The following is a 25,575-nucleotide window of genomic DNA, read 5'->3' as shown; positions in this document are numbered from 1 at the left end:
TTTTATAAGTTTGGTTTTTAAATAGAGGAGAGAGGAAATATGCAAAGCTGGGAAGACCCAATCGCTGATTCGCGCGTCATGACAAGTGCCGCCGCACCCGCCGTGTTTACAGATTCTGCTACATCACAAGATGTGCCAGTACTAACAGACCCAAAGACATCACACACTTTTGAAGAGGTGGTGGCTACGCCAAGTACCACCGCAATTGTTGAAGCCACACAAGCACTGCAAAACCTAAGAGATGAAGTTGCATCAGAAGAACAACAGGCTGAAAACACAAGCGCTAATGAAAGACATGAAGGTGTCACAGGTTTAGAAGGCATTGAAATGGGTGCAGACCGCATCCAAGTTGATGACAAAAAAATTATCAACTGCCGTGCAGACCTAAACCAATTGGTACCTTTCAAATATGAATGGGCTTGGCAGAAGTATTTAGATGGTTGTTCAAACCACTGGATGCCGCAAGAAGTAAACATGAATGCCGATATTTCTTTATGGAAAGATTCAGAAGGCTTAACTGAAGACGAGCGTACCGTAATCAAGCGCAACCTTGGTTTCTTCTCTACTGCCGATTCACTCGTAGCAAACAACTTAGTGTTAGCCGTATACAAACACATCACTAACCCTGAGTGTCGTCAATATTTATTACGTCAGTCGTTTGAAGAGGCGGTTCACACCCATGCATATCAATACTGCATTCAGTCTTTAGGTTTAGATGAAGGCGAAGTATTCAATATGTATCGCGAAGTACCCTCAGTAGCTAAAAAAGCGGAATGGGCACTGCCATACACCAACAGCTTGGGCGATCCAGACTTTCACACCGGTACCACAAAAGATGACCAACGTTTACTACGTGACCTCATTGCATTCTATGTAGTGTTTGAAGGCATCTTCTTCTACGTAGGTTTTGTGCAAATTCTTTCCATGGGCCGTCGCAATAAAATGACCGGCGTTGCAGAACAGTTCCAATACATTCTGCGCGATGAGTCTATGCACATGAACTTTGGCATCGACGTAATCAACCAAATCAAATTAGAAAATCCGCACTTATGGACTGAAGAGTTCCAACAAGAAATGATTGACCTGATTAAGGGTGGTGTAGATTTAGAAACGCAATATGCTTACGACACCATGCCACGTGGCATTTTAGGTTTGAACGCACCGATGTTTGAAGAATATCTGCAGTTCATCGCCAACCGACGTTTCTCACAAATTGGTTTGCCACAGCAATACAATGCAGCCAACAACCCTTTCCCTTGGATGTCTGAAATTTTGGACCTTAAAAAGGAAAAGAATTTCTTTGAAACACGCGTAACGGAGTACCAAACTGGCGGGGCGCTTACGTGGTAGGCAAGGCCTGGCAATAGGATTGGTAATCAACATGACAAATAATGCAATGTTAAACCAAGCGTATGTAACCAAAGAAAATGGTACAGAAACCATCAAAGTTTTTAACCAAGAAAAGAATGTTTATTTCGAATTAACCATGAACACTGTAACCAAAGAAGTTACCCATTATCGTTCACTACCTGTGAATGACGTATTGGTAAGCGATTTAATGCAGTAGTTAACCGGCGTTATGGGGCCACCACTATGGTGGTTATATTAAGGGAGCAACCTCTGCTCCCTTTTTTTTATCCAATAACTTTTTGCAATAAAGCTTGGTAGGATTTTTTAACACTATCTCCAAACAAAGGATCTTTAACAAACTCCAATTCGCTACTAATATTTTCCCAATCATCATCATTTAGGACTGAATTAATAATTGGATAAACAAGTGATTCTTCTTTATTCATATGTTCTTTTTGAACAGAAATATACTCTTTTAAGTATCGTTGAAGCTCCTCTCTTTTTTGAGGTATATCAGCTAGCGCACTTTGTAGCATTTCGATAAGTCTATCGGTGAGCTCAGGTAATTCATCATGTTCATGCAAAAGTGTTTTTAACTCGCTGCGAACTTCATCGTGATTTTCTAGGAAATATTTGAATACGACATTCTCTAAGGGGTGATGAACTAAATCAGGATATTCTTTCATATACTGAATTGCATCAAGCATGGATTCCAGGTCTGATTGTTGATAATTTTTCAACAGACGTAGCTGATTTTCTAGAAACTCTAAAAGCTTGATAAAGTTTATGTGGTCATTATGTAACTTATCTATTATAGGTTTCATAATTATTAGGCTAACGAATATGTATTTATGCCTTTGCCTCTTCTATCATTTTAATTGTCTTTTTTTCTACTTCATTAGCCGTTTCTTCTAAACTCTTATTTTGAGAAAGCGCTGATAACATTTTTTCTGGCTTAATCAAGCCTATTTTTGTAGTCGCGCCTTCTGTATAGACAGAGATTCTACACGGCAATGCCATATTAAGACGCATATCTGTAGATAAAACCTTCGCAGCTTGCTTAGGATTGCATACCTCAAATATTTTACATTCCTCATTGAAATCCACGCCTTTGCTACGCAGCGTGTTACCTAAATCATGAATATGCAACACTCCGAAACCATGTTTTTTTACTGCTATCTCTAAATCATCGACTGCCTGATCAAATAGTTTTTCAGTCTCAGCAATGTAATACATGCTTTGATTTGTTTCTTTATCTTGCATTTAAAACTCCTTAGACCAACCAAGCCCAATTTCATATTGTTTCATTTTAATGCGTATAGTTTGAGTAGGATCTAAAGGATTCACACCGTCTTGGGAATGATGGAATGCATGCATTGCTTCAAAATTTAGTTCGCCCATATTTTTAGTTTTATAGGTAAAACCTGCGGTAACATGATCTTCCACTACAGCGGTTGCTAGTATATTAAATAAAACTTGATCACTATCAATCGGCTGATCAGCATGACTAAAACCAAATCTCCAAGTTGCGCTTGGAGAAGCTTGCCATTGCAAACCAAGTTTAAACACATCAACATTGTTCCACCCAAATCCTGCACCCTCATCACCCCCTAAACATGCTTCCACATTAGAGCCACCCAATGCCGGACAATCAAATAGTCTCTCAAAATCATTACCTAATGAATCGATCTCGTCATACCAAATCTTTTGGTAATCAAATACTAGTGTCACACTCTCACTTAATTCTGCTGCAATACCCGCCCATAATGTAGGCGGTACATCAAAATCTCCATCTTCAGCTAACAAGTCAGAATAATCATCAAACTCACTCATCCAAATCTTTGAGCGATAAGAAATTCCAAAGTCTGTGGTTCCAATTAAATCTTTTGCTACCACTCCAATTTGCACACCACCACCATAAGAGTAGTCTTGTCCATTTTCAGTTAAATTAGTGGGCATTTGAGTAAAACCACTTTCTACAAAAGTTTTGGTGAAACCTGCAAATGGGCTTACACCATTGCCTCGAAATGACTGCACAGCAAAGATCGGGCTAATACCAATTGACAATGTATCGCTAAATTTATGCGCATAGGAAAAATTGATAAATAGTTGGGATAAATCAGCACCTGCGGTACCTCCACCAAATACGCCAGCAAAGGTAGTCACGGGTGCTGGACCCATTCCATCAGGATCAAACGTTGCGGAACCACCGCCAGATCTATACGTCGTATTTAAACCGCCATTTCCATAGACTGATAAACCAATCGCATCTCGCTCAGTCACCATCTTATTAATACCAAAACTAGGAATAAGAAAAATATTATCGCCACTGTCTTGCGCATCAGGCCCAATCGTAAATGCACCGCCCATACCATTCGCTAAACTATTAGAAGAGGAATAACCTCGATCAGGATTAAAAATGACTAAGCCCACATCATATCGATCACCAACAAAAACCATGCCTGCTGGATTAGTTGCACTAGCCATTGCATCTTGTGGAAATGCAACGCCCGCTCCTGCAAGAGCACGAGTTTTTATGCCAGTACCGTGGGAAAAATAACCATTGGTGGCGCTTGTAAGCGTTGGGGAAAAAATAAATATAAATATAATTAACGACCTTATTGAAAACATAAATAAACTTCCATGTACTGTTTGGTTTAAAAAGAACATAAATCAGCGCTTTTCCGCAACGTTCTTACTCGTTATTTTTTTAGCAGAATTTCCCCATTGTAACCGTTCATGGTTTACAACCGCAGCAACCTCTTCATTCGATAATTGCGCAGCAAACCCTGGCATGGGTGCAGAGTAATTCACACCTGAAATTTCTTTATCTTTTAGCCCATTCAAGACTATATCTATATGTTCGCTTGCGTCATCCGCTAACACTACTTCGCTATTTTTAAGAGGCGGAAATACACCTGGCAAACCTTCTCCATTACTTTGATGGCATGATGCACAGTAATTCCCATACACTTGCTCACCCAGTACAGAAACATCACTACTATCATTTTTACTAAGTTGATCTTTATTATCTGAATTAGAACTCGTACCACTATTAATTCCAGAACTAATACTCGAATTAGAAAGTAATGACTCCCGAGCACCATATTCCCAAGTAAGATAGCCAACCGCCCAAGAAAAAATAATTAAACAAAGTACCCATGCCCATGTTGGAATCGGCAAAGGTGTCTCTATACGTACTGGCTCAAATTCATCACCGATGCGGCTACTATAGGCGTTAGCTAATATTGAAACTTCTCCTGAAACCACATCATTATTACGAATACCGTGAAGAGCTATACTAGGGCCATTACTAACAATAAATTCAACTTCTCGCTCACTAGTGACACCATCTTTTTCAACTGCGCAAAAACGTAATCGATGACGACCATCTGATAATTCTTTGGAATTAATTTTTATATTCTCTGGTGGCTCTATAACCTTATATGGCTTTGAGTCATCATCTAAATATATTTCTATTTTCATTTTTTGAATCAGTCTTCTAAAACTTTACGCTTAATATGTGCTGATGAAGTTTCGCCAGGCCATAGGGTGCAAATAATCGCTTGGTAAAATGCATAAACAACAACCCCTGCAGAAAAAACAACAACCAGCAACGCCGGCACTGAAATATCAGAACTGACAATATCGCCACAAAGCGTTAGAAACAGCTTGAAATAATATGTAGCCTCTTCAAACATTATTGAATCTCTACCTGTTTAAGTGATTGCAAATACGCAACGATTGCTTGTGCATCATCAGTAGCCACAATTTGAGTATTTTTTGGTTTATATGTATCAGGTACAGGCACCAATACATCATTGATATCAGCTTGTTTTTTTTCTATGAAATACCACGGATAACCAGGCATTACTGAGCCTGCAACCACTGCTCTAGGGTTATAAAGATGGATTAAATTCCACACTTCGCTAGGCTGTCGAACACCAACATTGGACAAATCTGGCCCAGTACGCTGTGTCCCCAATAAAGGCGGGTCTTCAGTTGCAAAATCTCCCGCTACAGATCCTCTTCCATAAGGCGCATCTACAGGAAGATTACGAACAAATTGTGTATGACAAAATGCACAACCTTCTTCTATGTATAGCTCACGACCGCGTTCTTGTTGAACTGTGCGCGCAGTTATATTTTCTAATGGTAATGTTTTTTGTGCTTCAAATGCAGGAAACACTGCAATTATTAAAGTAAGCACGAAAAACCCTATCGCTGAAACAGCTACCAATGCACGATGATCAGTATGTAAACTCATGCATGCACTTCCTTTAATACTGTAGCTTCAGAACGTGGACGCATTTCCCAAAGATTAACTACAAATACAACATGACTTGCTACCATCATCAAACCACCCACAGACCTCCACAACCACAAAGGCGCAGCGGTATGCACAGAAGCCATAAATGACTCTCCCGCTACCCAAGAAATCCCCTGCAGTACTCCAGCAATTGAAATGGCAATTACATACATGCTGCCACCAACAAATGCTAACCAAAAATGCAAGCCCATCATGCCTTCAGTTGGCGAGCGCCCCGTTATACGTGGAAGCAAGCCATAGATCGCACCCCAAATTCCAAATGCTACAAACCCATACATAGCAAGATGTGAATGCCCTACTGTGAAATTAGTAAAATGCCAATAAATATTGGCAGATCTAAATGCTTCTATAGTTCCTTGCGTGGAAGACAGTGCATAACCCCAAATCCCTACTAATAAAAAAATAGCTGCATAACTTTTTCGCACCTTGTGCCACGAACCTTTTGCAGTCATAAAAAAATTACCAAACCCAGACCACACTGGCACCATCATCCCAACACTGAATAAAATTGCAGTCGTCTGCACCCACCAAGCAACTGGACTGAAAATAAAATGATGTGCACCAATGAGTGTGTAAAAAGCTAAACTAGTCCAAAAACCCAAAACTCCTAGCGCATAAGAATATATTGGCTTACCCAATATGCGAGGAAGTGCATAGTAAGTAATACCTAAAACCAATGGAGTAAACCACATGCCTACTCCCGTATGCATGTAATACCCTTGCGTGACAATATTTCCGATACCACCTTGATAGAATGGTAAGTACCCAACGGTATAAAGGATCGCAAGCCAACAAAATGCGCCTAAGATATACCAGTTAGAAATATATATTTCTTTAGGCTTACGATTAGCAACAGTTTGGTAACTGTTATACGCATTCAGTAATAAGCCTATTGCATATATCACCGCAATCGGCCAAATAAGTTCTCGATATTCTTGCGGTCCGCGCGTTATCCCTAACGACAAGGTGATCACTCCAAGCGCAATGGCAATATTCCATAAATACAAAGCATAACGTGAAGATCGCACGCTATATAATTTCACTTTTGAGGTACGTGAAACAATAAATAATGCCAAACCCACTAACGCCATAGATGACCATGCGAACATCACTACATTAGTATGCACTGGACGAATTCGCCCAAACGATAAGCCACTAAATGCTAAAAGATCGGGCCAATACAGTTTAAATGCGGCAAGCAACCCATAAATCGTGCCCACCATTAACCAAAATGCTGACCAAGAAAAATATGCGTATATCAGCCTTACGGTATCGGGCTCATGTCCTGATGGTAATGGGTTGTTATTTTCTTTCATTGCTAACTTTTATATTGTTACTTAAATTGTCATGAATATTTTTTGTAAGTTGCATGTAATCTTGATTATTTGCGTAGCTGCCAACTAGCACACCATTTGGATCTACGAGATAGAAATAGTCTGAATGAATTACTCCGTTATTCGAATCATTTGATGTCTGTGTGAATTGCGAAAAAGTTCTAAAAACCTTTTTAACTTTTGTTATCTCTTTTCTTGTTCCAGTCAGCCCAACTATGCGTGCATCAAAATGCGCAATGTAATTCTTCATTATTTTAGGTGTATCACGATCTGGATCCACAGTAATGAATATTGGTACTACTAAATTGGAATGCCCACTTAATTTCAGCTCTTGCAAAACTTTTTTCATAACAAACATTTGTGTTGGACATACCTTAGGGCAGTTGGTAAAACCAAAATATACAAACAACCACTTATCTTCAAAATTTTTTTCAGTTTTCTCAATATTATTATGGCTTATTAAATTAAAATTAATTTTTTTACTAAGGCCATCCTCATGATGCATAAATGCAAATATTGTTGTACCAATTAATACCAACGTTGCGGTTAGCATTAAAATAATTAAGCGTTTCACATGCATTTAAATTATTTAATTAATAAATTTAAATTTTCCACTGATAAGCTTCTTCGCCTGCGATGGCAAAAAACATCCATACATCAATTAATAACACCGTTAGAAATACGACAGAGGTACCAAGCGCCCATATAGGGTCGGCATGGTGATCACCGACCCCGATTGAATACAAAATAAAACCTATCATCGCTGTAAAAATTGTTATTGATAGTAATGCTAGTGGTGTTTTCATTTAAAATTCCTCAAAGAAATAGAATTAAGATGGTTTTTCACAAAGCGGCATGTCATGCCAGCCTGCGTTGTAATTCATTCTGGCTGCAATACTACGTTCGCCTTCGCTGGCTCTTGTTTCGTCCCACTCCGCAAGTCGCGGTTTTATAAATGCCTCCCATACTGGTGGCACAAGTAACATCGCAAACATTGTGTAGTACCCATAACCAGTATCGGGTGCACCACAATCATCTAACTCCCAAAAGTGAGTCTCGCCTCTATCGTGATGATCTGCCTGACGACCTATTTCTATGAAGCCCCATTGTGTAAAAGGAGAATCGCCTACATCCCATGAATGGTGATAATCGATCGGTTGGCCTTTCTCACGAATTAATCCGTAATGCTCAAGATAATTTAATACCTCTAATTCAAAAGCCGAAATTACCCAGGAACCCACCATCACACCCAAACCTACCCAACCACCTGCAAACCAAAACATGAAGATACTTGGAAGACTCATTGCGTAACCGCGTATCCAGCGATTTTGCCAAGAGATAAATGGCACACCTTTTTTAAGTAAACGCTGTTTTTCCATCACGAATAAAAATCGCGATTGGCCAAAGTGAGAAAGTAGATAGTGCTTGTAAATGCTACGACCTCTAGGAGAAGTTGCAGGATCATCTTCACAGCCTAATTCTAAATGATGGTTATACACATGCGCATAACAAAAATGTGCGATACCACTTAACGCCATCATCCAACGTGCTAATACAAAGGTAGGTCCTTTTGTGTGCGCAAGTTCATGCCCAAACATAATGCCGAGCCCAAGATAGATGCCTGCAGATACTGTTGCACCATACAATTGCCAACCTGTAACACCATGATGAATTGTGATGCCTAAAATTTCAGAAGGACCAAAAGATACGCCGCTTACATATTCATATACGCGCCATACCAATGCTAATTGCAGCATCACAAATATTGGATACTGCACCCACATCATTACCTTTAATAAATTAGCTATACCATACAACTCCCCATTCTCATCCGTGCCCGCAGGCCCGCAGTGAATAAATTTCATAGCACTCGTTAAATAATCGACAATGATGGATGCAATAAATAACCCCACCCCCGTCCATACCCAGGGCCCACCCACTACAACACCTACTAACGCTAAGAAAATTAAACTCGGTGTTAAAAAATATCTTATATTTACTAAAAATTTATGCATTATTTCCTCACTTACTATCTATTTATTATTTAAATTAATTTTCTTAGTAATTATCAATTACCACATCCTTAAGTTGTCCTTTCAGTGTCTCGCCTGAATTTGGCAACATGTCATAAGCTATGAGATCTTGGCCACATTGACTTTTTCTAAATTTAATTCGATCAAACCATGCTTTTACATTTTTTCTATCATCGATAATAGATTCATACCCAGCGACTACACAAAGATGAGCATATGCAGTCCAATGAAGATCTGCCCAGGTATACTTATCGCAAACAATATATTTGTTACTTGACAACTGCTGATCTAAAGCATCAAAAAATATTTTTAGATCTTCGTTATTAGCATTAATCACCTGTGTATCAGGCAAATAAGAAGAATCTTTTATTTTCTTTGTAATCGCTTCATCAACCATAAGATTTACATGAGGTGCAACATTTGATTCAGCTATATCTACCCAATAATTTTGCATTGCTGCAAGCGATGCATTACGTGGCGTAAGCGCATATCCCAAACCTCGTGCATCTGTGAATGAAGTTATGGCATCACTACCGCAAGTAACAAAGTCACCCTCTTTTAAGCAGGGAGTAATTGAGAATGGAGATATTTCTTTTATTAAATTATCCATGCCATCTACAGCATTAGTAATCATGCTGTAGCAATTCATCTCCATACCTTGTTCTGCAGCTGTGATAATACATTTGAGAGTATCTGCATCGGTTGGAGAGCCAATCAACTCAAGCACGTATTGTGTCTTTTTCATTTCACCAGACATGCCATATTTAGAAGCATCTGCATGTCCTGATTTTTCTGCCATTGCATTGAATAAATCTGTCATAATTTTTCCTATCATTAAAATGTATGTAATTTTTTATGCCGCTACTTTTTCAGTATTAGACTCATACCCTGGTATCTCTGTTTTAATTTTAGTCAACCATGAATTTAAGTTTTTGAAGCCACTAAATAAGCTGCTTTGACCTTGGTCTTCAAGTAACTTGAATACTGCAGACCAATGAACATCTGCGAGTGAGAATTCTCCAACAATATAATTGTTTCCAGCTATTTCCCTGTCTAAAACTTCTAGAATGTCTGAGATGCGCACTACATTACTTGGTATATCATTTAACAATGGTTCAAATTTTCTTGATAAAACTTGAACCCAATAATTTTGTGCAGCCAACAACCTAGCTTTTCTCGGATGTATTGTAGGTGCCGCCCCTTTTATATTTAAATAAGTTAAAACAGCCTCTGCTCCGCATACCGTAAAATCTCCTTCCTCTACACAGGGGAAACGATTCAATCCTGTCATATGCAAAGACTCTGACATTTTGTCATCGGCAACAGAAGATTCTTCCCAACTCACTTCAACAGGAAGTTTTCTATAAGATGCTAAAAAGACACATTTGTATGAACCAGCATCTTTTTTATTGCAAATAAGTTTTGTAGCTTGATGTACTTTTTTCTTTGAACTAAATAGACCCATGTTCTTAATCTCCAAATAATTTTGTGCCAAAATCTTGAACACAGGTTAATTTGGGCCTTACAGGATTACACTGATCTAAATCAGCATAATTTCTCAGATACTGAATAAAATGAATTATTATTCGTATTTACTGATCTAGAACAGGAAAGCTCAATTGAACAAATTAATTAAGATGCTTATTCATAATAATTAAGCGCTAGAATGCGTTAACATATGTATATAGAGACTGCACGCAAACCTTATAGTACAAAGGGAAATATAGAAACCTAATGCCTCAGACCGAACAAAAAGTTAATTTCAAATCACTTAAGGCTTCATGCAAAAATTGCTCATTGGTTGAGTTATGCCTTCCACGAGGCTTAGATAGTAATGATCTAACGACTCTAGATGAGGTAATCCAACAAAGAAGACTGGTACAGAAAGGCGAGACTATATTTAGACAAGGCGAAAAGTCGGGTTGTGTATATGCCGTTAGATCGGGATCTGTAAAGACATTTAGTACAGACAAAAATGGCGAAGAACAAGTACTAGGTTTCCATTTGCCCGGTGAACTGCTTGGTTTAGATGGCTTAGATAACGAAATACATAGTTGTTCGGGAATATCACTTGATACCACTACTATTTGTGAATTACCCATTAATGATCTAAATGTTTTATGCGTGAAAATACCAGGCCTTCAACAACAGTTACTCAGTTTGATTAGTAATGAAATTACCAAAGACCATACAATGCTGATGTTGCTTGCGCGCCGTAATGCTGAACAAAAACTAGCAACGTTTTTAATCAGCCTCTCTGGACGTTTTAAAGCTCGTGGATATTCAGCAGAAGAGTTTGACTTAACAATGACTCGATATGACATTGGTAACTATCTTGGACTTGCAGATGAAACAATAAGTAGATTAATTTCTAAATTTAAAGACAACAAAGTTTTAGATGCCAACAGAAAGAAAATATCGATACTTAACCATAGTCTATTGTGTGATATTGCTGAAGGCGATCAGTCTTTAAACTAAATAGCCTCCCCTATATACACTTCAATTTTCCTACCTAGACAATTCATTAGCTTATTCGCTAATTACTGATCTATATCAGATCACGCATATCGTTGCGCATTTAACCTATCTATATCGCTTCTAAAGCGAAAAGCCTTTAGTGGCAAAGACCGTTACTAAATTGATATCAATCTATGGAGGCGTTATGGATCAGACATTATTTGATGAGATAGGAGGCAAGGAAACTGTCGAAAAAGCTTCTGCCATTCTCTATGTAAATATACTACGTGACGAACGCATTAATGGTTTTTTCAAAAATATAGATATAGAAAAACAAAAGCGAAAAATGTCCAGTTTTTTAACAAACATATTTGGTGGCCCATCTTTATATTTAGGAAAAACGATGCGTAAAGCACATGAGAAGGTTGTTGAAAATGGCCTTAATGATGATCATGTAGATGCCATGATGGAATGCGTAAGCGCTACCTTAAAAGAATTAGCAATAGAAGACACATTAATAAATAAGGTAATGGCAAAAATCGAAGAGCATCGAAAAGATGTGCTTGGAAAATAGGAGCTTAGAAATGCGCTATCAATATAGTTTCGATAAAGCAAATTTATTAAAAATAAATACTACTCAAGCACTATTATTTTTACTTTTCTTAATATTATCTTGTAGCTTTAATACCGTGTCTGCGAGCGAATCTATAGATGCAGTAAATGCTGGCGCTAAAGAATTTCAGCAACGATGTGCGTTATGTCATGGAGATAATGGGAAAGGAAATGGACCCTATGCATTTGCGCTTGTTTTCAAACCCTCTGATCTCACCACACTGCTTGCAGATAATAATGGTGTCTTCCCTTTTCTTGAAACCTATTTAATTATCGATGGTAGAGAAATCGTAAAAAGCCATGGGCCAAGATTAATGCCAATTTGGGGAAACCGATATAGTACAGAATCTTGGTCAGAAGTAGACCCTGAGTACGGCGATACCTTAGTTAGAGGTAGAATTTTAGAACTCATTTTATTTCTATTCTCTATCCAAGAACCTATTACATCCAATAATTAAGCAAAAACTTAATCTATGAATACAAAATTAGAGGAGCTAGGGCAATGCAGGAAACGGCTGTTTAGGAAGTGAATTAAATCGTTACTGAAATGAAGAAATGATTCCAATTTTAAGCCAGGAGGTTAAATGTTGTATGGCATGGCTTGCAACCTCCTCTTCCACATGAAACTCAAGCAGCTCTTCACAAATTTCTGCAAAGTTACTGCCCTGTAAAAAACCGCTCAACATGGCATGCTCATCATTCGCAAGTGAACGAAACTCGGTAATGCGATCACGGTTACGCCATATCAACCATTGTGCTTTTAACTCTTCTTGTTGAGGTGGAGATTTTTCAGCTTTAAGAGCTTGCCAGCTAGGCACTGAATTCCAATCGGTTGTATAAATCTGCAGGCTCGGATGAAAACGTAATGTTAAATCCGGCCATTGCTCTTGTGGAATTGCAGTTAACTCTTCAATAGTCGCTCTTTGTGCATTCCCTGCATCAAATGCAATTAATAACAGTCTTTCGAAATCTGCAATCTCGGCAATAATAGGATGATCCGAAAAAGGTGCCGTCGTTCTTAAATACTCTGGCAAGTGTTGGCAAAAATCACGCAAGGAAGTGTAATGCGAAGGCTTAGATTCAATGTATCCCGCAGCCAGTAAATCAAACAGCTCATCTCCTAGATAGATGCCCAGCATTTCGTGGTCGTTTTCGATACTGCCTTTTAAACGAACCTTATAAGCATTGCCATAAATACCCAAGCGGGTAGAAACAGGCACCTGTCCTTGTTGCGTTACATTTTGAGCAATAACGGAATCTTTATCCAACAAATGTTGCATAAATTCATGTTGCAGCTTACTCAGTTCAAACATAAATAAACTTATCCATCGTTCTAGGCCACCCTTCTAGGCCGCTTGTGGATGAACCGTTTGCGCAATTTCTTTTGCGTGGTTCATTTCTGCCTGTAATTCTGAAAATTCTGGAATATTATCATCACGCTCAATCATTGCACTTACCGGACCAAAGCGTTTCAAAGCATCAGCATATAAATCCCAAACCGGGTCAGGCACATCATGATCGTGCGTATCAATTACATAATCACCACAGTCTTCATGCCCAGCCAAATGAAACTGTTGAACACAATTAGGATCAATATTATTTAGAAACTCTTGTGGTGAGAAACCATGATTACGTGAACTAACATAGATATTATTAATATCTAACAGCATTTTACAGTCCGCACGTTTTACAATTTCACTAATAAATTCCCACTCTTCCATTTCAGAGTTTTTATAGGTCAAATAACTAGACACATTTTCAAATAAAATCTGCCTGCCCATAAAATCTTGCACTTGAGTAATTCGATCCACAAGATGATCTATCGCTTCCTCGTTATAAGGCATGGGTAATAAGTCGTGGCTATTGATGTCACCTACCGCAGTCCAACAAAAATGATCTGAAATCCATTCAGGTTGAACTTCAGCCACTAAGGTTTTTAGTTTCTTCAAATAATCAAAATCTAACGGATCCGTACTGCCAATCGACATCGACACACCGTGTAAAACAAGAGGATAATGTTCACGAATGGCGTGTAAGTAATACTTAGGCTTGCCACCTGCGACCATAAAGTTTTCAGAATGCACCTCAAACCAATCCACATCCGGCTTGTGCTCTAAAACATGCTGATAGTGCACGGTACGCAGACCCAGACCATAACCAATAAATTTATTATTCATATTAATAAAACCGGGGAAGTGTTAATGCTCCCCCGGTCCTTGGAGGTGTTTAATATAGTAGAGCTAGTTTAGCCAACCTCTCCACCAACATCACCACAAGATTTAGCAGTAGTCCCTACAAATCCTGTTCCCTTACATGAAGCTTGACCAGCACAGTCATTATTTGCAGTACCGCAGTCATTGTGGCCTTTGCAAATATTTACACCATTACAATGAACAAGATCAGCCGTAGTGACTTCGCCTCTCCATTCATCTTTAACGGTTCCACCGATGTCACCACATGCCTTAACCGGCATTGCAACAAATCCTGTGCCTTTACATGAAGCTTGACCACCACAATCATTCGTTGCAGTGCCACAGTCATTGTGGCCTTTACAAGTGTTCACGCCATAACAGTGTGCAAGTTCTACGGTTTCCGCCGCAGCGGTAGTTTCCGCACTGTTAACCGACCCACTAGTAGTACAGCCAGCAATAAGACCTGCCGCCGCAAGCGCCATGGTCATACCCGACAATGCAGGCAATGTATGTTGTTTTTTCATTTGAATGACTCCTAAATTTTAGTTGAATTAACCATATACAGGCCTATAGACCTTATATATAGCGAATTAATTACTTCATTTCGAGAATTTTATGAGCAGTCCGTGAAACACACGGACTAATTATCAAGACCGGCACCCGTTCAAATATATTACATGCAAAAAATGAATCATTACGATGAATTTTTTGCGCGTAAATCAGGCAAATAAGCTGCAATGAATATTCCATTAGCCGTGTCTATTGAGTCGTAACTGATTAACTTAACAAAAAGGAAATATGGACATGAAAACAAAAGCGATCGTAACTCTTACATTATTGTTAACAAGCGGCTTGGCACTAGCCCAAGGTGGTCGCGACTTCAGCAATATAGATGTGAACAATGTTAAGCCCGCTGTAGTTGAAATGACTGAAATTAAGGCTCAAGGCCCAACGGATCAGTTCAATGTAAAAGTTGAAAATGCTGAGAAAGAGGATATCACTTCACTTCAGCAATCTTATGATTCACTTAATGACGTTTTATAAACTACGAAATGGCAGATTTTAAATATATAAGGATGTAATCAAGAACAAGGACGTTCTCTTTAAACATACATAATTATGAAAACTATATATACAAGTATATTCATTGCACTTTTAACCATAAGCGCTAGCGCAGCAACCGCCAGTGAATTTGAAATAAATGACGAAACAATGAATTTTAAAGAAATTGTTGAACCTCGTTTTCAGATGACGTTATTTCCAGGCATCGCAAGACCCGCTAAGAAACCATTAGCTATGCATATGGTAGAAACACCAAGAGATAACGCTAATTTATTAAATTTGAATTCAAGTTTAGTGAACTCAACAAATTCGGTTAAACCTGATACCTATTTAGATGACATAGAAGTAGTCAATAATAATATATTTGAACTTAGATTTTAAATTGTGAACTAAACCTTAACTGGAGCGAGAACATGAACCAAATAGAAAAATCAAAAAACTTGGACAAGCACTTAAATCTAGTGGCTGAATTATTCCTTCGCGAAATGATTCGCAAAGAGTACCCAGACTGGGTGGATTACAACGGCGAATGCAATAAGTGTGATGAATATTACAACTCTCTATTGGATGTAGTAGAAGTAAAGTAAAAGAGAACTACCATGCAAAATAAAATTAATCTTGAAGTCGTACTTGTATCCGTAGCAACTCTTTTATTATTGCTATCTGCTAATGCAAGTAACGCACGCGACTTAAATGAAGGTTTACATCGTACGGTCTACGAGTCAGAAGCTTTGCACTCCTCCCTAAACTTCAGCAAGGCTTCTCACTCTAGACATTATGGAAAACGAAATTACCGCCACAAATCGAAACGCAATCATTATCGCGGCAATCGATATTACCGAGGTGGAAATTCTCATTATAGAGGCCATCGATATAACCGCTATGGTCACCGTTATTACCAACCACGTAACTACTATTACTCTAATCGATACCACAATCGTTACCGATATGGACATTAGAAAATTTTACTAACAAAAGAAAATGAAACTTTAAGGAGAAAGGCGATGAATAAAATAGGAATACTAATATTAATGCTTGCAGCCATGACGGGCTGTGCCAGCTTACCTGGAACTAACCAAACTCAAGGCACCGTAGCCGGAGGCGCGATTGGTGCTATTTTAGGCTCCACCGTCGGCGATGGACGAGGAACAGTATGGGCCACAGCGGCAGGTGCCATTGGTGGCGCGCTGGTGGGTTCACATATTGGCAAACGCTTAGATACGAATGATCATCAAGCCATGCAAAAAGCCACGTATTCTGCACTTGAAACCAACAAGTCTAATACCGAAACAATGTGGTCCAACCCAGACAGTGGTAATGCTGGATCGGTGATACCGACCAACACCTTTGAAATGGCGGATGGCAGCTTCTGTCGTGAATACACCTCCATGGTTGAAGTGGGCGGTGAATCGGAAACGGCCTATGGCACTGCCTGCCGCCAAGATGATGGTAGCTGGAAAATAGCCAGCTAAACCACCCATCCTCAACATTAGAACCACTTACAAGTAAGGGATTAAATTTTCCCCTTACTTGTAAGGATTCCAACCCCTTCCCGGGTCTACTTGAGTAGAACCCATGCAACATAATGATCGTTGCATTAATCAAATTTCAGGAAATACAGCCATGAGTGAAGCTAGACAACAATTTTACAAAACGACAGAGCAATATTTTCTAAACCATACAGAACGTAACCCTCAAACCAAAGAAACCCATTCAACATCTCAAACAAAGAAGTTTTACATTAAAGAAGGTCCTTTCATCAATTCTACAAACGTTGATTACCGATAATGACTCATTCTTAAAACTCTTCTAGAAACATGTTAAAAATAAACACTTTCTTCACCCAAGCATTTTTTTTAATCGTCGCCAGTTTGGTTGCGAATACAATCCATGCCAGTGATGATCTACATCAACCTTTCACAGACGTATTAAGTGAGAGTGTTACAAATGGGCAAGTGAATTACAAAACCATTAATGAGAACCCAAAATTCGCTAGCTACCTAGAAACCCTTAAAGAAAAAGCTACTTTTGAAAACCAAGATGAAGAATTGGCGTATTGGATTAATGCTTATAATGCATTAGTTATTCAAGGCATTCTAAATGGTGGCTCACCCAGCTCATTCTTTAGCAGAATGCGTTTTTTCAAAAAAGACAAATACCAAGTAAATGGCCTAAGCATTAGCTTATTTGAAATTGAACATGAAGTGATACTTCCTCTTGGCGAACCGCGCATTCATTTCGCCATTAACTGTGCCTCTAGCTCATGTCCCAAACTCACCACACAAGCCTATAGCGCAGAAAATCTGGATGAAGAACTCACCCAAGCCGCAAAGTATTTTATTAATGACACCATGCGCAACCACTTTGATAAAGCTATGAACATCGCTTCCATTTCAAAAATATTTGACTGGTTTAAAAGCGACTTTACCAATCATTCTGGAACGGTTGAAAAATATATTGCGCAATATGTAAATGATGAAAACGTCGCAAAAGATTTAAGTGAAGGAAACTACAAAACTAAATACTTAAAATATGATTGGAGCCTAAACGGCACCGGGCCATAACGGGCCATAAACTACTTATTATTTACAACTAGAAAATCGTACCAAAATGCTGCGACTAACGTACTTCCTGATACTCCTCTTCGTTAGTTGCAGTACTTTTGTTTTTGCCCAAGAAGAAAATACAGAAAATAATAGTAGTAGCGACAAACCCGTACATGAATATGCCATCGATCTATATGGCGCTACCAGCATTCGTATCGCGGCCAGGCAATGGATGCTACAACGTGGCAAAACCGATGTCGTCCCAGCACTAATTCGTAGCCTGCGTTACTTCCCAGAAGACTCAAGCCAAACACTGCATCTATTAAGAGAGCTCACCCAACAAGATAGCGGCCCGCTTTGGCATGATTGGGTGCTATGGATGCAAGACAACCCCACCGAACCATTTGCTAAAAACGAATTATTTATAAAAACCATCACTAAACGCATTGATAAAAACTTCCAAGACTTTTTTCATGAAGATATACAGCGAAGCATACGTTTAGATGAAATAGTGTGGGGCGGTGTACGCAAAGATGGCATCCCAGCGCTAACCTACCCTTTCATGACTGCTGCAAAGGAAGCCGATTACATCAGCAAAGATGAACTCGTATTTGGCATTTCTATTAATGGCGATACCCGTGCCTATCCGTACCGCTTTATGGATTGGCATGAAATGCTAAACGACATGATCGGCGGCGTTTCCGTATCGTTAGCCTATTGCACGCTCTGTGGTTCCGGCATTTTATATAAAACCAAAATAACGCCGGATGAAGACCCACTTATATTTGGCTCATCAGGATTCTTATATCGCTCTAACAAACTCATGTATGACCAAAAAACCCATTCCCTATGGAATCAATTCAATGGTAAACCAGTTGTAGGTTCGTTGGTACAGAACGATATCGAACTCGAAGTGTTGCCACTGGTGACCACTACCTGGGGTGAATGGCTAGCACAACACCCTGATACTAAAATCATGTCATCCGAAACTGGATTTAAACGAGACTACACGCCCGGTGCAGCCTACGGTGCGTATTTCTTCAGTGATGAACTCATGTTTCCCGCAAGCGTAAAAGATGATTCACTCAAACAAAAAGACAAAGTGTTTGGTCTGCGCATTAGTGGTGCCAACAAAGCCTGGCCCTTAAAGTTGTTTGAACAAACTAAAGTGATAAACGACCAAGTCGGCATTATTCCCATCGTCCTCATTGGGGATGCAAAAACCGAGACCGTCCGTGCCTATCGTTCAGAAGGCAAAAAGTTTCAACTTTCAAAAAACGGCCAACTCATAGCAGACAAACAAGAATGGCAACAAACCGAAAACGAACTCATCGGTCCCAAAAATCAAAAACTCTCTCGCCTACCCGGGCATGTAGCCTATTGGTTTGCATGGAGTGGATATTTTCCAGAGACCTTAGCGAAAAAGCCTCCAAATCTGACTAAACATTAGTCACTTCTCCCCAGTAATTAAATAAGCTTTGATAGAATACCTATCAATGAACTTCTTTTGGTACAAGTTTTTCAAAAAATGACTCATGTCAAATACTTCAGAATCAGTCTTCTTTTCCCAATTGTTGTGGGGGCAACCTTAGCGGCATTAATTTTTTTATTTGAGAAATCTTTTTTCAAAAGTGACTTGCAACCTTATTTAGCTATCGCTGCGATAGGACATTTATATGCCGCAGCACCGTACATAATTTTTGCAATCATTATTGCAATACTAATTAAAGGTTGGAGCTCTAAACGAATAATTGTATTGCTATTACTAACCCCTATCCTATTTTTAATCGTACCCTTGGGTATGGATATATTACTTGGCCTAAAAGGACTCATTTGGATTGCGCTAGTCGCAACGTTAATCTGCGGCTATATCTATGTAGTGCTAATATTAGGTGGATATTTTATAGGCCGTTCATATGGATGGATTGAAATAAATGGGTAAATTCAACTACACAGGACAAACCGTAGTTATCACTGGCGCGGCAGGTGCACTGGGCTCAACCGTTGCAGAATTATTCTTTCGTGCAGGAGCAGACATCGCGCTAGTCGATATCAGCTTTGCAAAACTCACTCACCCGCGTTGGAAACATGCCAAAAACGTTGGTTTGTTTGAAACCGATTTAACCGATGTAAATTCTGTAAATAATACTGTCGCACAAATTATAGAGCGCTTTGGAAAAATAGATTGCCTAGCTAATGTTGCTGGAGGTTTTAAAATGGGGCCGATGGTGCACGAAACATCCGTAGCCGATTGGGACTTCATGATCAACCTGAATGCCAAAAGCGTGTTCTTAATGTGCCGCGCCGTGATCCCCCATATGCTTGAAAAGAAAAAAGGCAAAATTGTAAACGTTGCTGCACGTGCAGCGGTAGAAGGCAAAGCTAAAATGGCACCGTATTGTGTGAGTAAAGCCGCTGTAGTTACGCTCACCCAAAGCCTAGCAGCTGAACATAAAATGAATAACATCAATGTAAATTGTATTTTACCGGGAACGGTGGATACACAACAAAATAGAAATGATATGCCGGATGCTGATTTTAGTAACTGGGTACCTACGACTGATTTAGCCAATGAAATTTTGCACCTATGTTCAGAGCAAGCAAAAGGCGTGACGGGTGCTGCGGTGCCTGTTTATGGGAAGAGTTAGAGCTAAAATCTGCACAAAATAACTAACAATTTCAGGCTCTATTGATTTAAGGAATAAATTGAGGTCAGACTCCTTTTAATTGATATATTTAATTTAACTTAGTCTAATCCCACCAAAATCCCATAGCGTTTTTTTCTTTTAAGTCGCGTTGCAATAGTATTAAGCCATAATTTTCATCGCTAAAGTCGATTCCTTCGAGCAACTTTTCTGCTCAAGCAGGAATTTCATGACCATTTTCTTGCGACATTTCTAGCATGTCTTCCATACAACCATAGCCTTGATCGATAATATCGGGACAAAACTCATACATTTCATTCGCTAATGCTTCTAAGTTTTCTGGTAAATTTTCAAATTGAACCGTGAGGCGATCTGCTTCTATTTCTAAAATGGTTATTGTGTATTGCTCATCCCACTTCGTTAATTTTTCGATTACATCTTCATTGGTAATTTCATAATTAATTCCATTAGTACCTTTTTCATATACTTCTTTTAACTTTGGATTAATCGCATTAACTTTTTCTTTGCGCTTTTTAATTAGCTCACTAGGCATCTGTTGGATTAACCAGTCTGCAAGCTCTTGATAACCACCTTCTCGCGCTACTCGATCAGCTGTGTATTTATGATCGCCATATGCGTATTTAGTCGTATCTGCACCGGCATTAACCAACAACTTCACCATCTCTAAGCTTCCAAAACCTGCTGCCGTGATTAGACAGGTCTCGTCATTTTCATCTGTAAGGTTTCCATCTGGATTAACACCTTCTGCGATCAGTAACTTCATCATTTTAATATCTTGATTGCGAACCGCGTTACTTAATGGATTTATTTGTTGAGAAGTTAAATCTATCTTGTTGTCTATAAATTGCTGCACTTGTTCGTAGTTTTTATTCATTACAGCATTTGTAAATTTCAAAAACACTTCGTCACTTTGATCTGCATCATATTCAATTAGTAGTTTTTTGATCTTTTCCATTCTATCTTTAACTACATTATCACTTAGTCGAGCGATACAGATGCCCCACGGGGTAATATCATTTTTGTCTCTTAGTGAGGAATCTGCACCATTTTCTAATAATATTTTAACGGCCTTAGAGGAACTCATGCCGCCTTCGATAGCTTCTGTAAGGGGTGTTGCGCCATCTTCTGAAAATGAATTAACGTCTGCACCATTTTTCAGTGCATGCTTGATTTTAGAAATAAAATCTCCGCTTACACCGGGTTGTTCACACCAGGCAATTGCAAAGAATAATTCTTCATTTGGATCATCAAATTCAATTTTATCTAGAGGTGTATTTGGATCGATATCCATATTTGCTTTACTCTGATTTATTTATGGCTATGCAGATTAGTAATCTCTACTTAAAAGATTAAAACAAGTGGAATTAACGTTGCAATCCGTTGAGTGATGAGCATATTAGAAATCTCCTTATTTATGCTAGAAAAGACTCGTGTCAATTATAGCTAGAGTTTTTTTCAATCATGATGCGTGCTTCATAGATGGCGCTATATCCAGGATAAACCTGGTGAATTGAATACATTAATATTTAATAACGAATTTCGATAGGAGTCAGCCGTTCTCGGCATCCTATCTATCACGACACTTGTACATCCAGGTACATAGACTCGATTGAATGCATAGATACTAAAAATTCCCACGTAATTGAATGCTAGCCGCAATACCTGCAGCTGTGTTGCCTATTGTTTCTTCATAGTCTGAGTCAAATACATTATCAACTGCGAATATCAAATCTAAATTTGAATACGCATTCCAAACTGCGGAAACATCTACTTGTGTGTAGTCTTCAAGCGTGACGCGCCCTGTGGGTATAGCACTATCTTCTACATCATCTACATAAACAGCATTTACGTTATAGCTTACATTGTCTTTCGCCTGCCAATTTATCGATACACTACCTCGCCACTCCGGACGGTTTAATAACTCATCTTCACTGCCTTTTATATTCGTGTCGATATAATTGATAAACATTCGGCTCGATAATTTCTTTGTGGGAAAAAATGACAGTGCAAACTCCACTCCTTTTGCATTGACTTTGCTTCGATTCACCAAGCTGGGTGGGGGGCCTACATCAAAGTCGACGATGTTTTCAAATTCTTGCGTAAATAACGTTACATTGACTTGCCCTTTATCATTTAAAATATTGGTGTCCATACCCAACTCAAACGTTTCACTGGTTTCAGGCTTAATTTCTGCATTGCCGACAATTGGGTTGCCGAGTGCAAAAAAACTAGGCAACTTAAAACCTTTACCCCAATTCATTCTTAAATTTGAATTTAAATTTGGAAGTTGATACTTCACCCCAATATTTGGGCTAACACGATTACTAAAATCTTCCGGCATATCAAAGCGCAACCCTGACTGCAATGAAAATGATCCTACGAATGCTTCTATTTCTGCAAAGGCAGAGTATGTGGTACGTTCTAGATCAAAATCGGTTGGCATCTGAACAAAGCCAAAATCTAACAAGCCTTTTGTATCCCCTTCTTCAACTTCAACATTCACTCCTACCACGCTGGTGACATTGTGTGCAGTGGTAAATAAGCCACTGGTTGTAAACACGTACCGGGTAAATTCACTATCACTACTGTTTATTGGAATCCCGAAGGGGTCACGTATACCCGGCGCCACACCAGGTGATTTCGTATCTTCTTCGTGGTGAAATAATGAACCCTTAAAGGAGAGCTCCAAAAGACTACTCACATTATGTATCAGTTCGAAATTGCTTACGGATTCAAACACATCTCGTTTATCGACAGTTCGGTTCACTGCAAAGTCTGAACCACCGCTGTCTTCTGGAAAGGATGAGCCATCACTTTCGTAATAGCGTGTATGAAATTTTAATTGTGTGGCATCACTAAAAATCCAAGCGCCTGTTACATCTCTACTGCGACTTTCTAATTCTGTACCGCGTACTTGTTCTCCTGAATCATTATAAGCACCGGTCATGCTAAATTTAAACTGATCTGAATCTTGGGAAAATGTGGATGAAATAGAATGGAGTCCACTTTCACCTTTAACGACCTTCACAGTGGCGTCTGTTTCTGTGTCTGACTGTGTGGTAATGATATTAATGACACCTGAAAGCGCCGATGAGCCATAGGTAGAGGATAGGGGTCCTCTAATAATTTCAATGCGTTCTATGGTGTCTATATTAAGACTGGAAAAATCAAACGAACCGCCACGACTATTGGTGGGATCATTCACTTTTACACCATTGATTAGCACCAACGTAAAATTAGGATCTGCTCCTCGTACATATATAGAGCTTAAGCTACCTGGCCCTGCTGCTTGTTCAACATGCAAACCATAATGCGTTAATAATTCAGCTACATTATGAGCTGTATCATTTTCGATATCGTTACGACCTATTACGGTTACATTAGCAGGAATATTATTAAGTTTTGGAGATAGCCTATAGGACTGAATCTCCACTATCTCTGAATCATTAGCATGCACAGAAAGAGAGAAAATGCAGGCTATTAAACCAATCCAGCCACAAACATAGATCAATCTACATTCGATATATATGGTCAGGCCCTCTTATTTTTATTAGGTACTAATTTAGTTCTTTTAAATCTTGCAACATGGTTGGAATGAGCTCTGCAACCGTTGGATGCACATGCACTGCATTTTTAATGACATGATAAGGGGCTTTTGCATACATGGTGTCGATAAATAAATGAATAATTTCATCCCCACCAATCCCCAAAATATTCGCGCCTAAAATTTCATCCGTTTCTGCATCGATGAGCACTTTCATAAAACCTTGCGTTTCACCGCGCTCTTTGGCGCGACCGATGCGTGACATCATCATCTTTCCTACCAGTGCTTTTTTGCCGGAGTCTTTCACTTGCTGTTCGGTTAAACCTACACGGCCCAAGGGTGGGTCGATAAACAACCCGTAACACATGATGCGGTCATTCACGCGGCGTGTTTTGGCGTCGAATAAATTATCGGCGACGATCTCATAGTCATTATATGAGGTGTGTGTAAAGGCACCTTTGCCATTGCACTCTCCAATCGCCCATATTCCTGGAACATTGGTTTGAAGTTCATCATCGACTTCGATGATTCCAAATTTATTAACCTTCACACCTGCTTTATCTAACCCTAGATCATGGCTATTGGTCTCCCGCCCTACGGCGAGCAACACATGGCTGCCGATAATTTCATGTTTTTCATTATTACAGCTATCCGTTACTGCAATGTTAGAACCTTGTTTAGAAAAGCTAATACATTCTGCATCGAGGCGTATATTGACACCTTCATTTTCTAGAATTTCTTTTACGGTTTCGGATACATCTTCGTCTTCTCTTGGAATAAGTCGATCTGACATTTCAACTACCGTAACTTCGCTACCAAAACGACGGTATATTTGCGCAAACTCTAAGCCGATATAACTGCCCCCGATTATAATCAGGTGTTCGGGCAAGAAATCGACATCCATGATGTTGGAGTTGGTGAAATATTCAATTTCATTTAAGCCTTGCATCTCAGGCACACGTGCACGCGCACCTACATTGATAAATATTTTATCGGCTTGCAGTTGCTCGCCGTTTACACTTACTACATTTGAACTTTCAAACTGGCCGTGCCCTTCATACACATCTAGGCCTTCCATGTTTTTCATCCAACCGGTTACGCCTTGATTAGATTGCTGTACCACGGCATCTTTTCTGGCTTTGACTTTTTGCATGTCCATTTTGATATCGCCCGTGATATCCACTCCAAAATCATCTCCGCGACGCGCCATGTGTGCTGCACGCGCACTGGCCACTAACGTTTTGGTAGGAATGCACCCAGTGTTTACGCAAGTACCGCCAAATAAGTTACGTTCAATAATGGCCGTTTTTAGGTTTTTGGATACAAGCTTTGCAGCCAAAGAAGGGCCTGCTTGGCCTGCGCCGATAACAATGGCGTCATATTTTTTCATTATTCTTTTCCTATTTTTCTTAACTAAATATTCTGACTTAATTATTCTTTTTCTATGTT

32 protein-coding genes and 2 pseudogenes are annotated in these 25,575 nt (G+C 39.2%); 15 read left to right on the top strand and 19 right to left on the bottom strand.

Annotated elements, in window-relative coordinates:
- Window positions 1-132 precede the first annotated feature (132 nt).
- Together GKR92_11800 and GKR92_11795 are read left to right on the top strand one after the other, a co-directional pair.
- Window positions 133-1,350, top strand: a complete 1,218-nt coding sequence (locus tag GKR92_11800; GenBank protein QMU62793.1) for a ribonucleotide-diphosphate reductase subunit beta — start codon at window positions 133-135, stop codon at window positions 1,348-1,350.
- A 31-nt stretch (window positions 1,351-1,381) separates the two neighbouring features.
- Entirely contained in the window at window positions 1,382-1,567 is a 186-nt protein-coding gene (locus GKR92_11795; GenBank protein QMU62341.1) for a hypothetical protein, read from the top strand.
- A 67-nt stretch (window positions 1,568-1,634) separates the two neighbouring features.
- Here GKR92_11795 and GKR92_11790 read toward each other — a convergent pair whose 3' ends face one another.
- The 12 genes from GKR92_11790 to GKR92_11735 are packed head-to-tail and all read right to left on the bottom strand — an operon-like array spanning window position 1,635 to window position 10,512.
- Complete coding sequence (locus tag GKR92_11790) at window positions 1,635-2,174, bottom strand: hypothetical protein (protein ID QMU62340.1); 540 nt, start codon at window positions 2,172-2,174, stop codon at window positions 1,635-1,637.
- A gap of 25 nt (window positions 2,175-2,199) precedes the next feature.
- Window positions 2,200-2,586, bottom strand: a complete 387-nt coding sequence (locus GKR92_11785) for a DUF302 domain-containing protein (protein ID QMU62792.1) — start codon at window positions 2,584-2,586, stop codon at window positions 2,200-2,202.
- Between the two features lie 27 nt (window positions 2,587-2,613).
- Complete coding sequence (locus GKR92_11780) at window positions 2,614-4,020, bottom strand: hypothetical protein (GenBank protein ID QMU62339.1); 1,407 nt, start codon at window positions 4,018-4,020, stop codon at window positions 2,614-2,616.
- A gap of 3 nt (window positions 4,021-4,023) precedes the next feature.
- Entirely contained in the window at window positions 4,024-4,836 is an 813-nt protein-coding gene (locus GKR92_11775) for a c-type cytochrome (GenBank protein ID QMU62338.1), read from the bottom strand.
- Window positions 4,837-4,844: 8 nt separating this feature from the next.
- Entirely contained in the window at window positions 4,845-5,051 is a 207-nt protein-coding gene (locus tag GKR92_11770) for a hypothetical protein (protein ID QMU62337.1), read from the bottom strand.
- Complete coding sequence (locus GKR92_11765) at window positions 5,051-5,617, bottom strand: c-type cytochrome (GenBank protein ID QMU62336.1); 567 nt, start codon at window positions 5,615-5,617, stop codon at window positions 5,051-5,053. The genes GKR92_11770 and GKR92_11765 overlap by 1 nt, the downstream gene beginning before the upstream one ends.
- Window positions 5,614-6,996: a cytochrome oxidase gene (locus GKR92_11760; protein QMU62335.1), complete on the bottom strand. Its 1,383-nt coding sequence runs from the start codon at window positions 6,994-6,996 to the stop codon at window positions 5,614-5,616. The genes GKR92_11765 and GKR92_11760 overlap by 4 nt, the downstream gene beginning before the upstream one ends.
- Window positions 6,983-7,594 carry an SCO family protein gene (locus tag GKR92_11755; GenBank protein ID QMU62334.1) on the bottom strand — a complete coding sequence of 204 codons (612 nt, stop codon included), beginning with the start codon at window positions 7,592-7,594 and terminating at the stop codon, window positions 6,983-6,985. Before GKR92_11755 ends, GKR92_11760 begins: the two co-directional genes overlap by 14 nt.
- Window positions 7,595-7,616: 22 nt before the next feature.
- A complete protein-coding gene (locus GKR92_11750; protein ID QMU62333.1) occupies window positions 7,617-7,820 on the bottom strand; it encodes a hypothetical protein in 204 nt (67 codons plus the stop codon).
- A 24-nt stretch (window positions 7,821-7,844) separates the two neighbouring features.
- Entirely contained in the window at window positions 7,845-9,029 is a 1,185-nt protein-coding gene (locus GKR92_11745; protein ID QMU62332.1) for a fatty acid desaturase, read from the bottom strand.
- 43 nt (window positions 9,030-9,072) lie between these two features.
- Window positions 9,073-9,882, bottom strand: a complete 810-nt coding sequence (locus tag GKR92_11740; GenBank protein ID QMU62331.1) for a hypothetical protein — start codon at window positions 9,880-9,882, stop codon at window positions 9,073-9,075.
- An 18-nt stretch (window positions 9,883-9,900) separates the two neighbouring features.
- Window positions 9,901-10,512, bottom strand: a complete 612-nt coding sequence (locus GKR92_11735; GenBank protein ID QMU62330.1) for a hypothetical protein — start codon at window positions 10,510-10,512, stop codon at window positions 9,901-9,903.
- A 269-nt stretch (window positions 10,513-10,781) separates the two neighbouring features.
- Between GKR92_11735 and fnr the strand changes: the two genes are divergently transcribed.
- The 3 genes from fnr (at window position 10,782) to GKR92_11720 (ending at window position 12,574) form a co-directional block, all read left to right on the top strand.
- Complete coding sequence (gene fnr, locus GKR92_11730) at window positions 10,782-11,525, top strand: fumarate/nitrate reduction transcriptional regulator Fnr (protein QMU62329.1); 744 nt, start codon at window positions 10,782-10,784, stop codon at window positions 11,523-11,525.
- Between the two features lie 184 nt (window positions 11,526-11,709).
- Window positions 11,710-12,078 carry a group 1 truncated hemoglobin gene (locus tag GKR92_11725; GenBank protein QMU62328.1) on the top strand — a complete coding sequence of 123 codons (369 nt, stop codon included), beginning with the start codon at window positions 11,710-11,712 and terminating at the stop codon, window positions 12,076-12,078.
- A gap of 10 nt (window positions 12,079-12,088) precedes the next feature.
- The gene (locus GKR92_11720; protein ID QMU62327.1) at window positions 12,089-12,574 is read left to right on the top strand and encodes a cytochrome c; all 486 of its coding nucleotides are present in this window, start codon (window positions 12,089-12,091) and stop codon (window positions 12,572-12,574) included.
- An 81-nt stretch (window positions 12,575-12,655) separates the two neighbouring features.
- Here GKR92_11720 and GKR92_11715 read toward each other — a convergent pair whose 3' ends face one another.
- The 3 genes from GKR92_11715 to GKR92_11705 form a co-directional block, all read right to left on the bottom strand.
- Window positions 12,656-13,429, bottom strand: a complete 774-nt coding sequence (locus GKR92_11715; protein QMU62326.1) for a DUF2063 domain-containing protein — start codon at window positions 13,427-13,429, stop codon at window positions 12,656-12,658.
- 33 nt (window positions 13,430-13,462) lie between these two features.
- Window positions 13,463-14,293 (bottom strand): DUF692 family protein, encoded by an 831-nt coding sequence (locus GKR92_11710; protein ID QMU62325.1) that lies wholly within the window; start codon window positions 14,291-14,293, stop codon window positions 13,463-13,465.
- Window positions 14,294-14,361: 68 nt separating this feature from the next.
- On the bottom strand, window positions 14,362-14,832 hold the full coding sequence (locus GKR92_11705) for a hypothetical protein (GenBank protein QMU62324.1): 471 nt from the start codon (window positions 14,830-14,832) through the stop codon (window positions 14,362-14,364).
- Window positions 14,833-15,106: 274 nt separating this feature from the next.
- Between GKR92_11705 and GKR92_11700 the strand changes: the two genes are divergently transcribed.
- From GKR92_11700 to GKR92_11655, 10 genes are all read left to right on the top strand, one after another.
- The gene (locus GKR92_11700; GenBank protein ID QMU62323.1) at window positions 15,107-15,352 is read left to right on the top strand and encodes a hypothetical protein; all 246 of its coding nucleotides are present in this window, start codon (window positions 15,107-15,109) and stop codon (window positions 15,350-15,352) included.
- Between the two features lie 75 nt (window positions 15,353-15,427).
- Window positions 15,428-15,751: a hypothetical protein gene (locus GKR92_11695; GenBank protein QMU62322.1), complete on the top strand. Its 324-nt coding sequence runs from the start codon at window positions 15,428-15,430 to the stop codon at window positions 15,749-15,751.
- A 32-nt stretch (window positions 15,752-15,783) separates the two neighbouring features.
- Complete coding sequence (locus tag GKR92_11690; protein ID QMU62321.1) at window positions 15,784-15,957, top strand: hypothetical protein; 174 nt, start codon at window positions 15,784-15,786, stop codon at window positions 15,955-15,957.
- A 12-nt stretch (window positions 15,958-15,969) separates the two neighbouring features.
- Window positions 15,970-16,329 carry a hypothetical protein gene (locus tag GKR92_11685; protein ID QMU62320.1) on the top strand — a complete coding sequence of 120 codons (360 nt, stop codon included), beginning with the start codon at window positions 15,970-15,972 and terminating at the stop codon, window positions 16,327-16,329.
- 45 nt (window positions 16,330-16,374) lie between these two features.
- Window positions 16,375-16,842: a glycine zipper 2TM domain-containing protein gene (locus tag GKR92_11680; protein QMU62319.1), complete on the top strand. Its 468-nt coding sequence runs from the start codon at window positions 16,375-16,377 to the stop codon at window positions 16,840-16,842.
- A 103-nt stretch (window positions 16,843-16,945) separates the two neighbouring features.
- Window positions 16,946-17,158, top strand: coding sequence for a hypothetical protein (locus GKR92_11675; GenBank protein ID QMU62318.1), 213 nt, complete (start codon window positions 16,946-16,948; stop codon window positions 17,156-17,158).
- Window positions 17,159-17,187: 29 nt separating this feature from the next.
- Window positions 17,188-17,934: a DUF547 domain-containing protein gene (locus tag GKR92_11670; GenBank protein QMU62317.1), complete on the top strand. Its 747-nt coding sequence runs from the start codon at window positions 17,188-17,190 to the stop codon at window positions 17,932-17,934.
- A 46-nt stretch (window positions 17,935-17,980) separates the two neighbouring features.
- On the top strand, window positions 17,981-19,366 hold the full coding sequence (locus GKR92_11665) for a DUF3179 domain-containing protein (GenBank protein QMU62316.1): 1,386 nt from the start codon (window positions 17,981-17,983) through the stop codon (window positions 19,364-19,366).
- 78 nt (window positions 19,367-19,444) lie between these two features.
- Window positions 19,445-19,858, top strand: a complete 414-nt coding sequence (locus tag GKR92_11660) for a hypothetical protein (protein ID QMU62315.1) — start codon at window positions 19,445-19,447, stop codon at window positions 19,856-19,858.
- Complete coding sequence (locus GKR92_11655) at window positions 19,851-20,564, top strand: SDR family NAD(P)-dependent oxidoreductase (GenBank protein ID QMU62314.1); 714 nt, start codon at window positions 19,851-19,853, stop codon at window positions 20,562-20,564. The genes GKR92_11660 and GKR92_11655 overlap by 8 nt, the downstream gene beginning before the upstream one ends.
- A gap of 103 nt (window positions 20,565-20,667) precedes the next feature.
- Here the strand turns inward: GKR92_11655 and GKR92_11650 are convergent.
- The 4 genes and pseudogenes from GKR92_11650 to GKR92_11635 all read right to left on the bottom strand — a co-directional run bounded on the left by GKR92_11650 (window position 20,668) and on the right by GKR92_11635 (window position 25,519).
- Window positions 20,668-21,114 (bottom strand): annotated as a pseudogene (locus GKR92_11650) (DUF4253 domain-containing protein).
- Between the two features lie 90 nt (window positions 21,115-21,204).
- Window positions 21,205-21,873: pseudogene (locus GKR92_11645) on the bottom strand (hypothetical protein).
- 333 nt (window positions 21,874-22,206) lie between these two features.
- Window positions 22,207-24,015 carry a TonB-dependent receptor gene (locus tag GKR92_11640; GenBank protein ID QMU62313.1) on the bottom strand — a complete coding sequence of 603 codons (1,809 nt, stop codon included), beginning with the start codon at window positions 24,013-24,015 and terminating at the stop codon, window positions 22,207-22,209.
- Between the two features lie 124 nt (window positions 24,016-24,139).
- A complete protein-coding gene (locus GKR92_11635; GenBank protein QMU62312.1) occupies window positions 24,140-25,519 on the bottom strand; it encodes an FAD-containing oxidoreductase in 1,380 nt (459 codons plus the stop codon).
- Window positions 25,520-25,575 lie beyond the last annotated feature (56 nt).

This window comes from Gammaproteobacteria bacterium (assembly GCA_014075255.1).
Classification (GTDB): Bacteria; Pseudomonadota; Gammaproteobacteria; order UBA4575; family UBA4575; genus JABDMD01.
Note: the sequence above shows the minus strand (reverse complement) of the source record. Positions and strands in the feature narration are given on the sequence as shown.

What these genes read in the sequence shown, in the direction of transcription:
- GKR92_11795 (QMU62341.1), top strand. Translation starts at nt 1,382, where the DNA reads ATGACAAATAATGCAATGTTAAACCAAGCGTATGTAACCAAAGAAAAT.
- GKR92_11790 (QMU62340.1), bottom strand. Translation starts at nt 2,174, where the DNA reads ATGAAACCTATAATAGATAAGTTACATAATGACCACATAAACTTTATC.
- GKR92_11785 (QMU62792.1), bottom strand. Translation starts at nt 2,586, where the DNA reads ATGTATTACATTGCTGAGACTGAAAAACTATTTGATCAGGCAGTCGAT.
- GKR92_11780 (QMU62339.1), bottom strand. Translation starts at nt 4,020, where the DNA reads ATGTTCTTTTTAAACCAAACAGTACATGGAAGTTTATTTATGTTTTCA.
- GKR92_11775 (QMU62338.1), bottom strand. Translation starts at nt 4,836, where the DNA reads ATGAAAATAGAAATATATTTAGATGATGACTCAAAGCCATATAAGGTT.
- GKR92_11770 (QMU62337.1), bottom strand. Translation starts at nt 5,051, where the DNA reads ATGTTTGAAGAGGCTACATATTATTTCAAGCTGTTTCTAACGCTTTGT.
- GKR92_11765 (QMU62336.1), bottom strand. Translation starts at nt 5,617, where the DNA reads ATGAGTTTACATACTGATCATCGTGCATTGGTAGCTGTTTCAGCGATA.
- GKR92_11760 (QMU62335.1), bottom strand. Translation starts at nt 6,996, where the DNA reads ATGAAAGAAAATAACAACCCATTACCATCAGGACATGAGCCCGATACC.
- GKR92_11755 (QMU62334.1), bottom strand. Translation starts at nt 7,594, where the DNA reads ATGCATGTGAAACGCTTAATTATTTTAATGCTAACCGCAACGTTGGTA.
- GKR92_11750 (QMU62333.1), bottom strand. Translation starts at nt 7,820, where the DNA reads ATGAAAACACCACTAGCATTACTATCAATAACAATTTTTACAGCGATG.
- GKR92_11745 (QMU62332.1), bottom strand. Translation starts at nt 9,029, where the DNA reads ATGCATAAATTTTTAGTAAATATAAGATATTTTTTAACACCGAGTTTA.
- GKR92_11740 (QMU62331.1), bottom strand. Translation starts at nt 9,882, where the DNA reads ATGATAGGAAAAATTATGACAGATTTATTCAATGCAATGGCAGAAAAA.
- GKR92_11735 (QMU62330.1), bottom strand. Translation starts at nt 10,512, where the DNA reads ATGGGTCTATTTAGTTCAAAGAAAAAAGTACATCAAGCTACAAAACTT.
- fnr (QMU62329.1), top strand. Translation starts at nt 10,782, where the DNA reads ATGCCTCAGACCGAACAAAAAGTTAATTTCAAATCACTTAAGGCTTCA.
- GKR92_11725 (QMU62328.1), top strand. Translation starts at nt 11,710, where the DNA reads ATGGATCAGACATTATTTGATGAGATAGGAGGCAAGGAAACTGTCGAA.
- GKR92_11720 (QMU62327.1), top strand. Translation starts at nt 12,089, where the DNA reads ATGCGCTATCAATATAGTTTCGATAAAGCAAATTTATTAAAAATAAAT.
- GKR92_11715 (QMU62326.1), bottom strand. Translation starts at nt 13,429, where the DNA reads ATGTTTGAACTGAGTAAGCTGCAACATGAATTTATGCAACATTTGTTG.
- GKR92_11710 (QMU62325.1), bottom strand. Translation starts at nt 14,293, where the DNA reads ATGAATAATAAATTTATTGGTTATGGTCTGGGTCTGCGTACCGTGCAC.
- GKR92_11705 (QMU62324.1), bottom strand. Translation starts at nt 14,832, where the DNA reads ATGAAAAAACAACATACATTGCCTGCATTGTCGGGTATGACCATGGCG.
- GKR92_11700 (QMU62323.1), top strand. Translation starts at nt 15,107, where the DNA reads ATGGACATGAAAACAAAAGCGATCGTAACTCTTACATTATTGTTAACA.
- GKR92_11695 (QMU62322.1), top strand. Translation starts at nt 15,428, where the DNA reads ATGAAAACTATATATACAAGTATATTCATTGCACTTTTAACCATAAGC.
- GKR92_11690 (QMU62321.1), top strand. Translation starts at nt 15,784, where the DNA reads ATGAACCAAATAGAAAAATCAAAAAACTTGGACAAGCACTTAAATCTA.
- GKR92_11685 (QMU62320.1), top strand. Translation starts at nt 15,970, where the DNA reads ATGCAAAATAAAATTAATCTTGAAGTCGTACTTGTATCCGTAGCAACT.
- GKR92_11680 (QMU62319.1), top strand. Translation starts at nt 16,375, where the DNA reads ATGAATAAAATAGGAATACTAATATTAATGCTTGCAGCCATGACGGGC.
- GKR92_11675 (QMU62318.1), top strand. Translation starts at nt 16,946, where the DNA reads ATGCAACATAATGATCGTTGCATTAATCAAATTTCAGGAAATACAGCC.
- GKR92_11670 (QMU62317.1), top strand. Translation starts at nt 17,188, where the DNA reads ATGTTAAAAATAAACACTTTCTTCACCCAAGCATTTTTTTTAATCGTC.
- GKR92_11665 (QMU62316.1), top strand. Translation starts at nt 17,981, where the DNA reads ATGCTGCGACTAACGTACTTCCTGATACTCCTCTTCGTTAGTTGCAGT.
- GKR92_11660 (QMU62315.1), top strand. Translation starts at nt 19,445, where the DNA reads ATGACTCATGTCAAATACTTCAGAATCAGTCTTCTTTTCCCAATTGTT.
- GKR92_11655 (QMU62314.1), top strand. Translation starts at nt 19,851, where the DNA reads ATGGGTAAATTCAACTACACAGGACAAACCGTAGTTATCACTGGCGCG.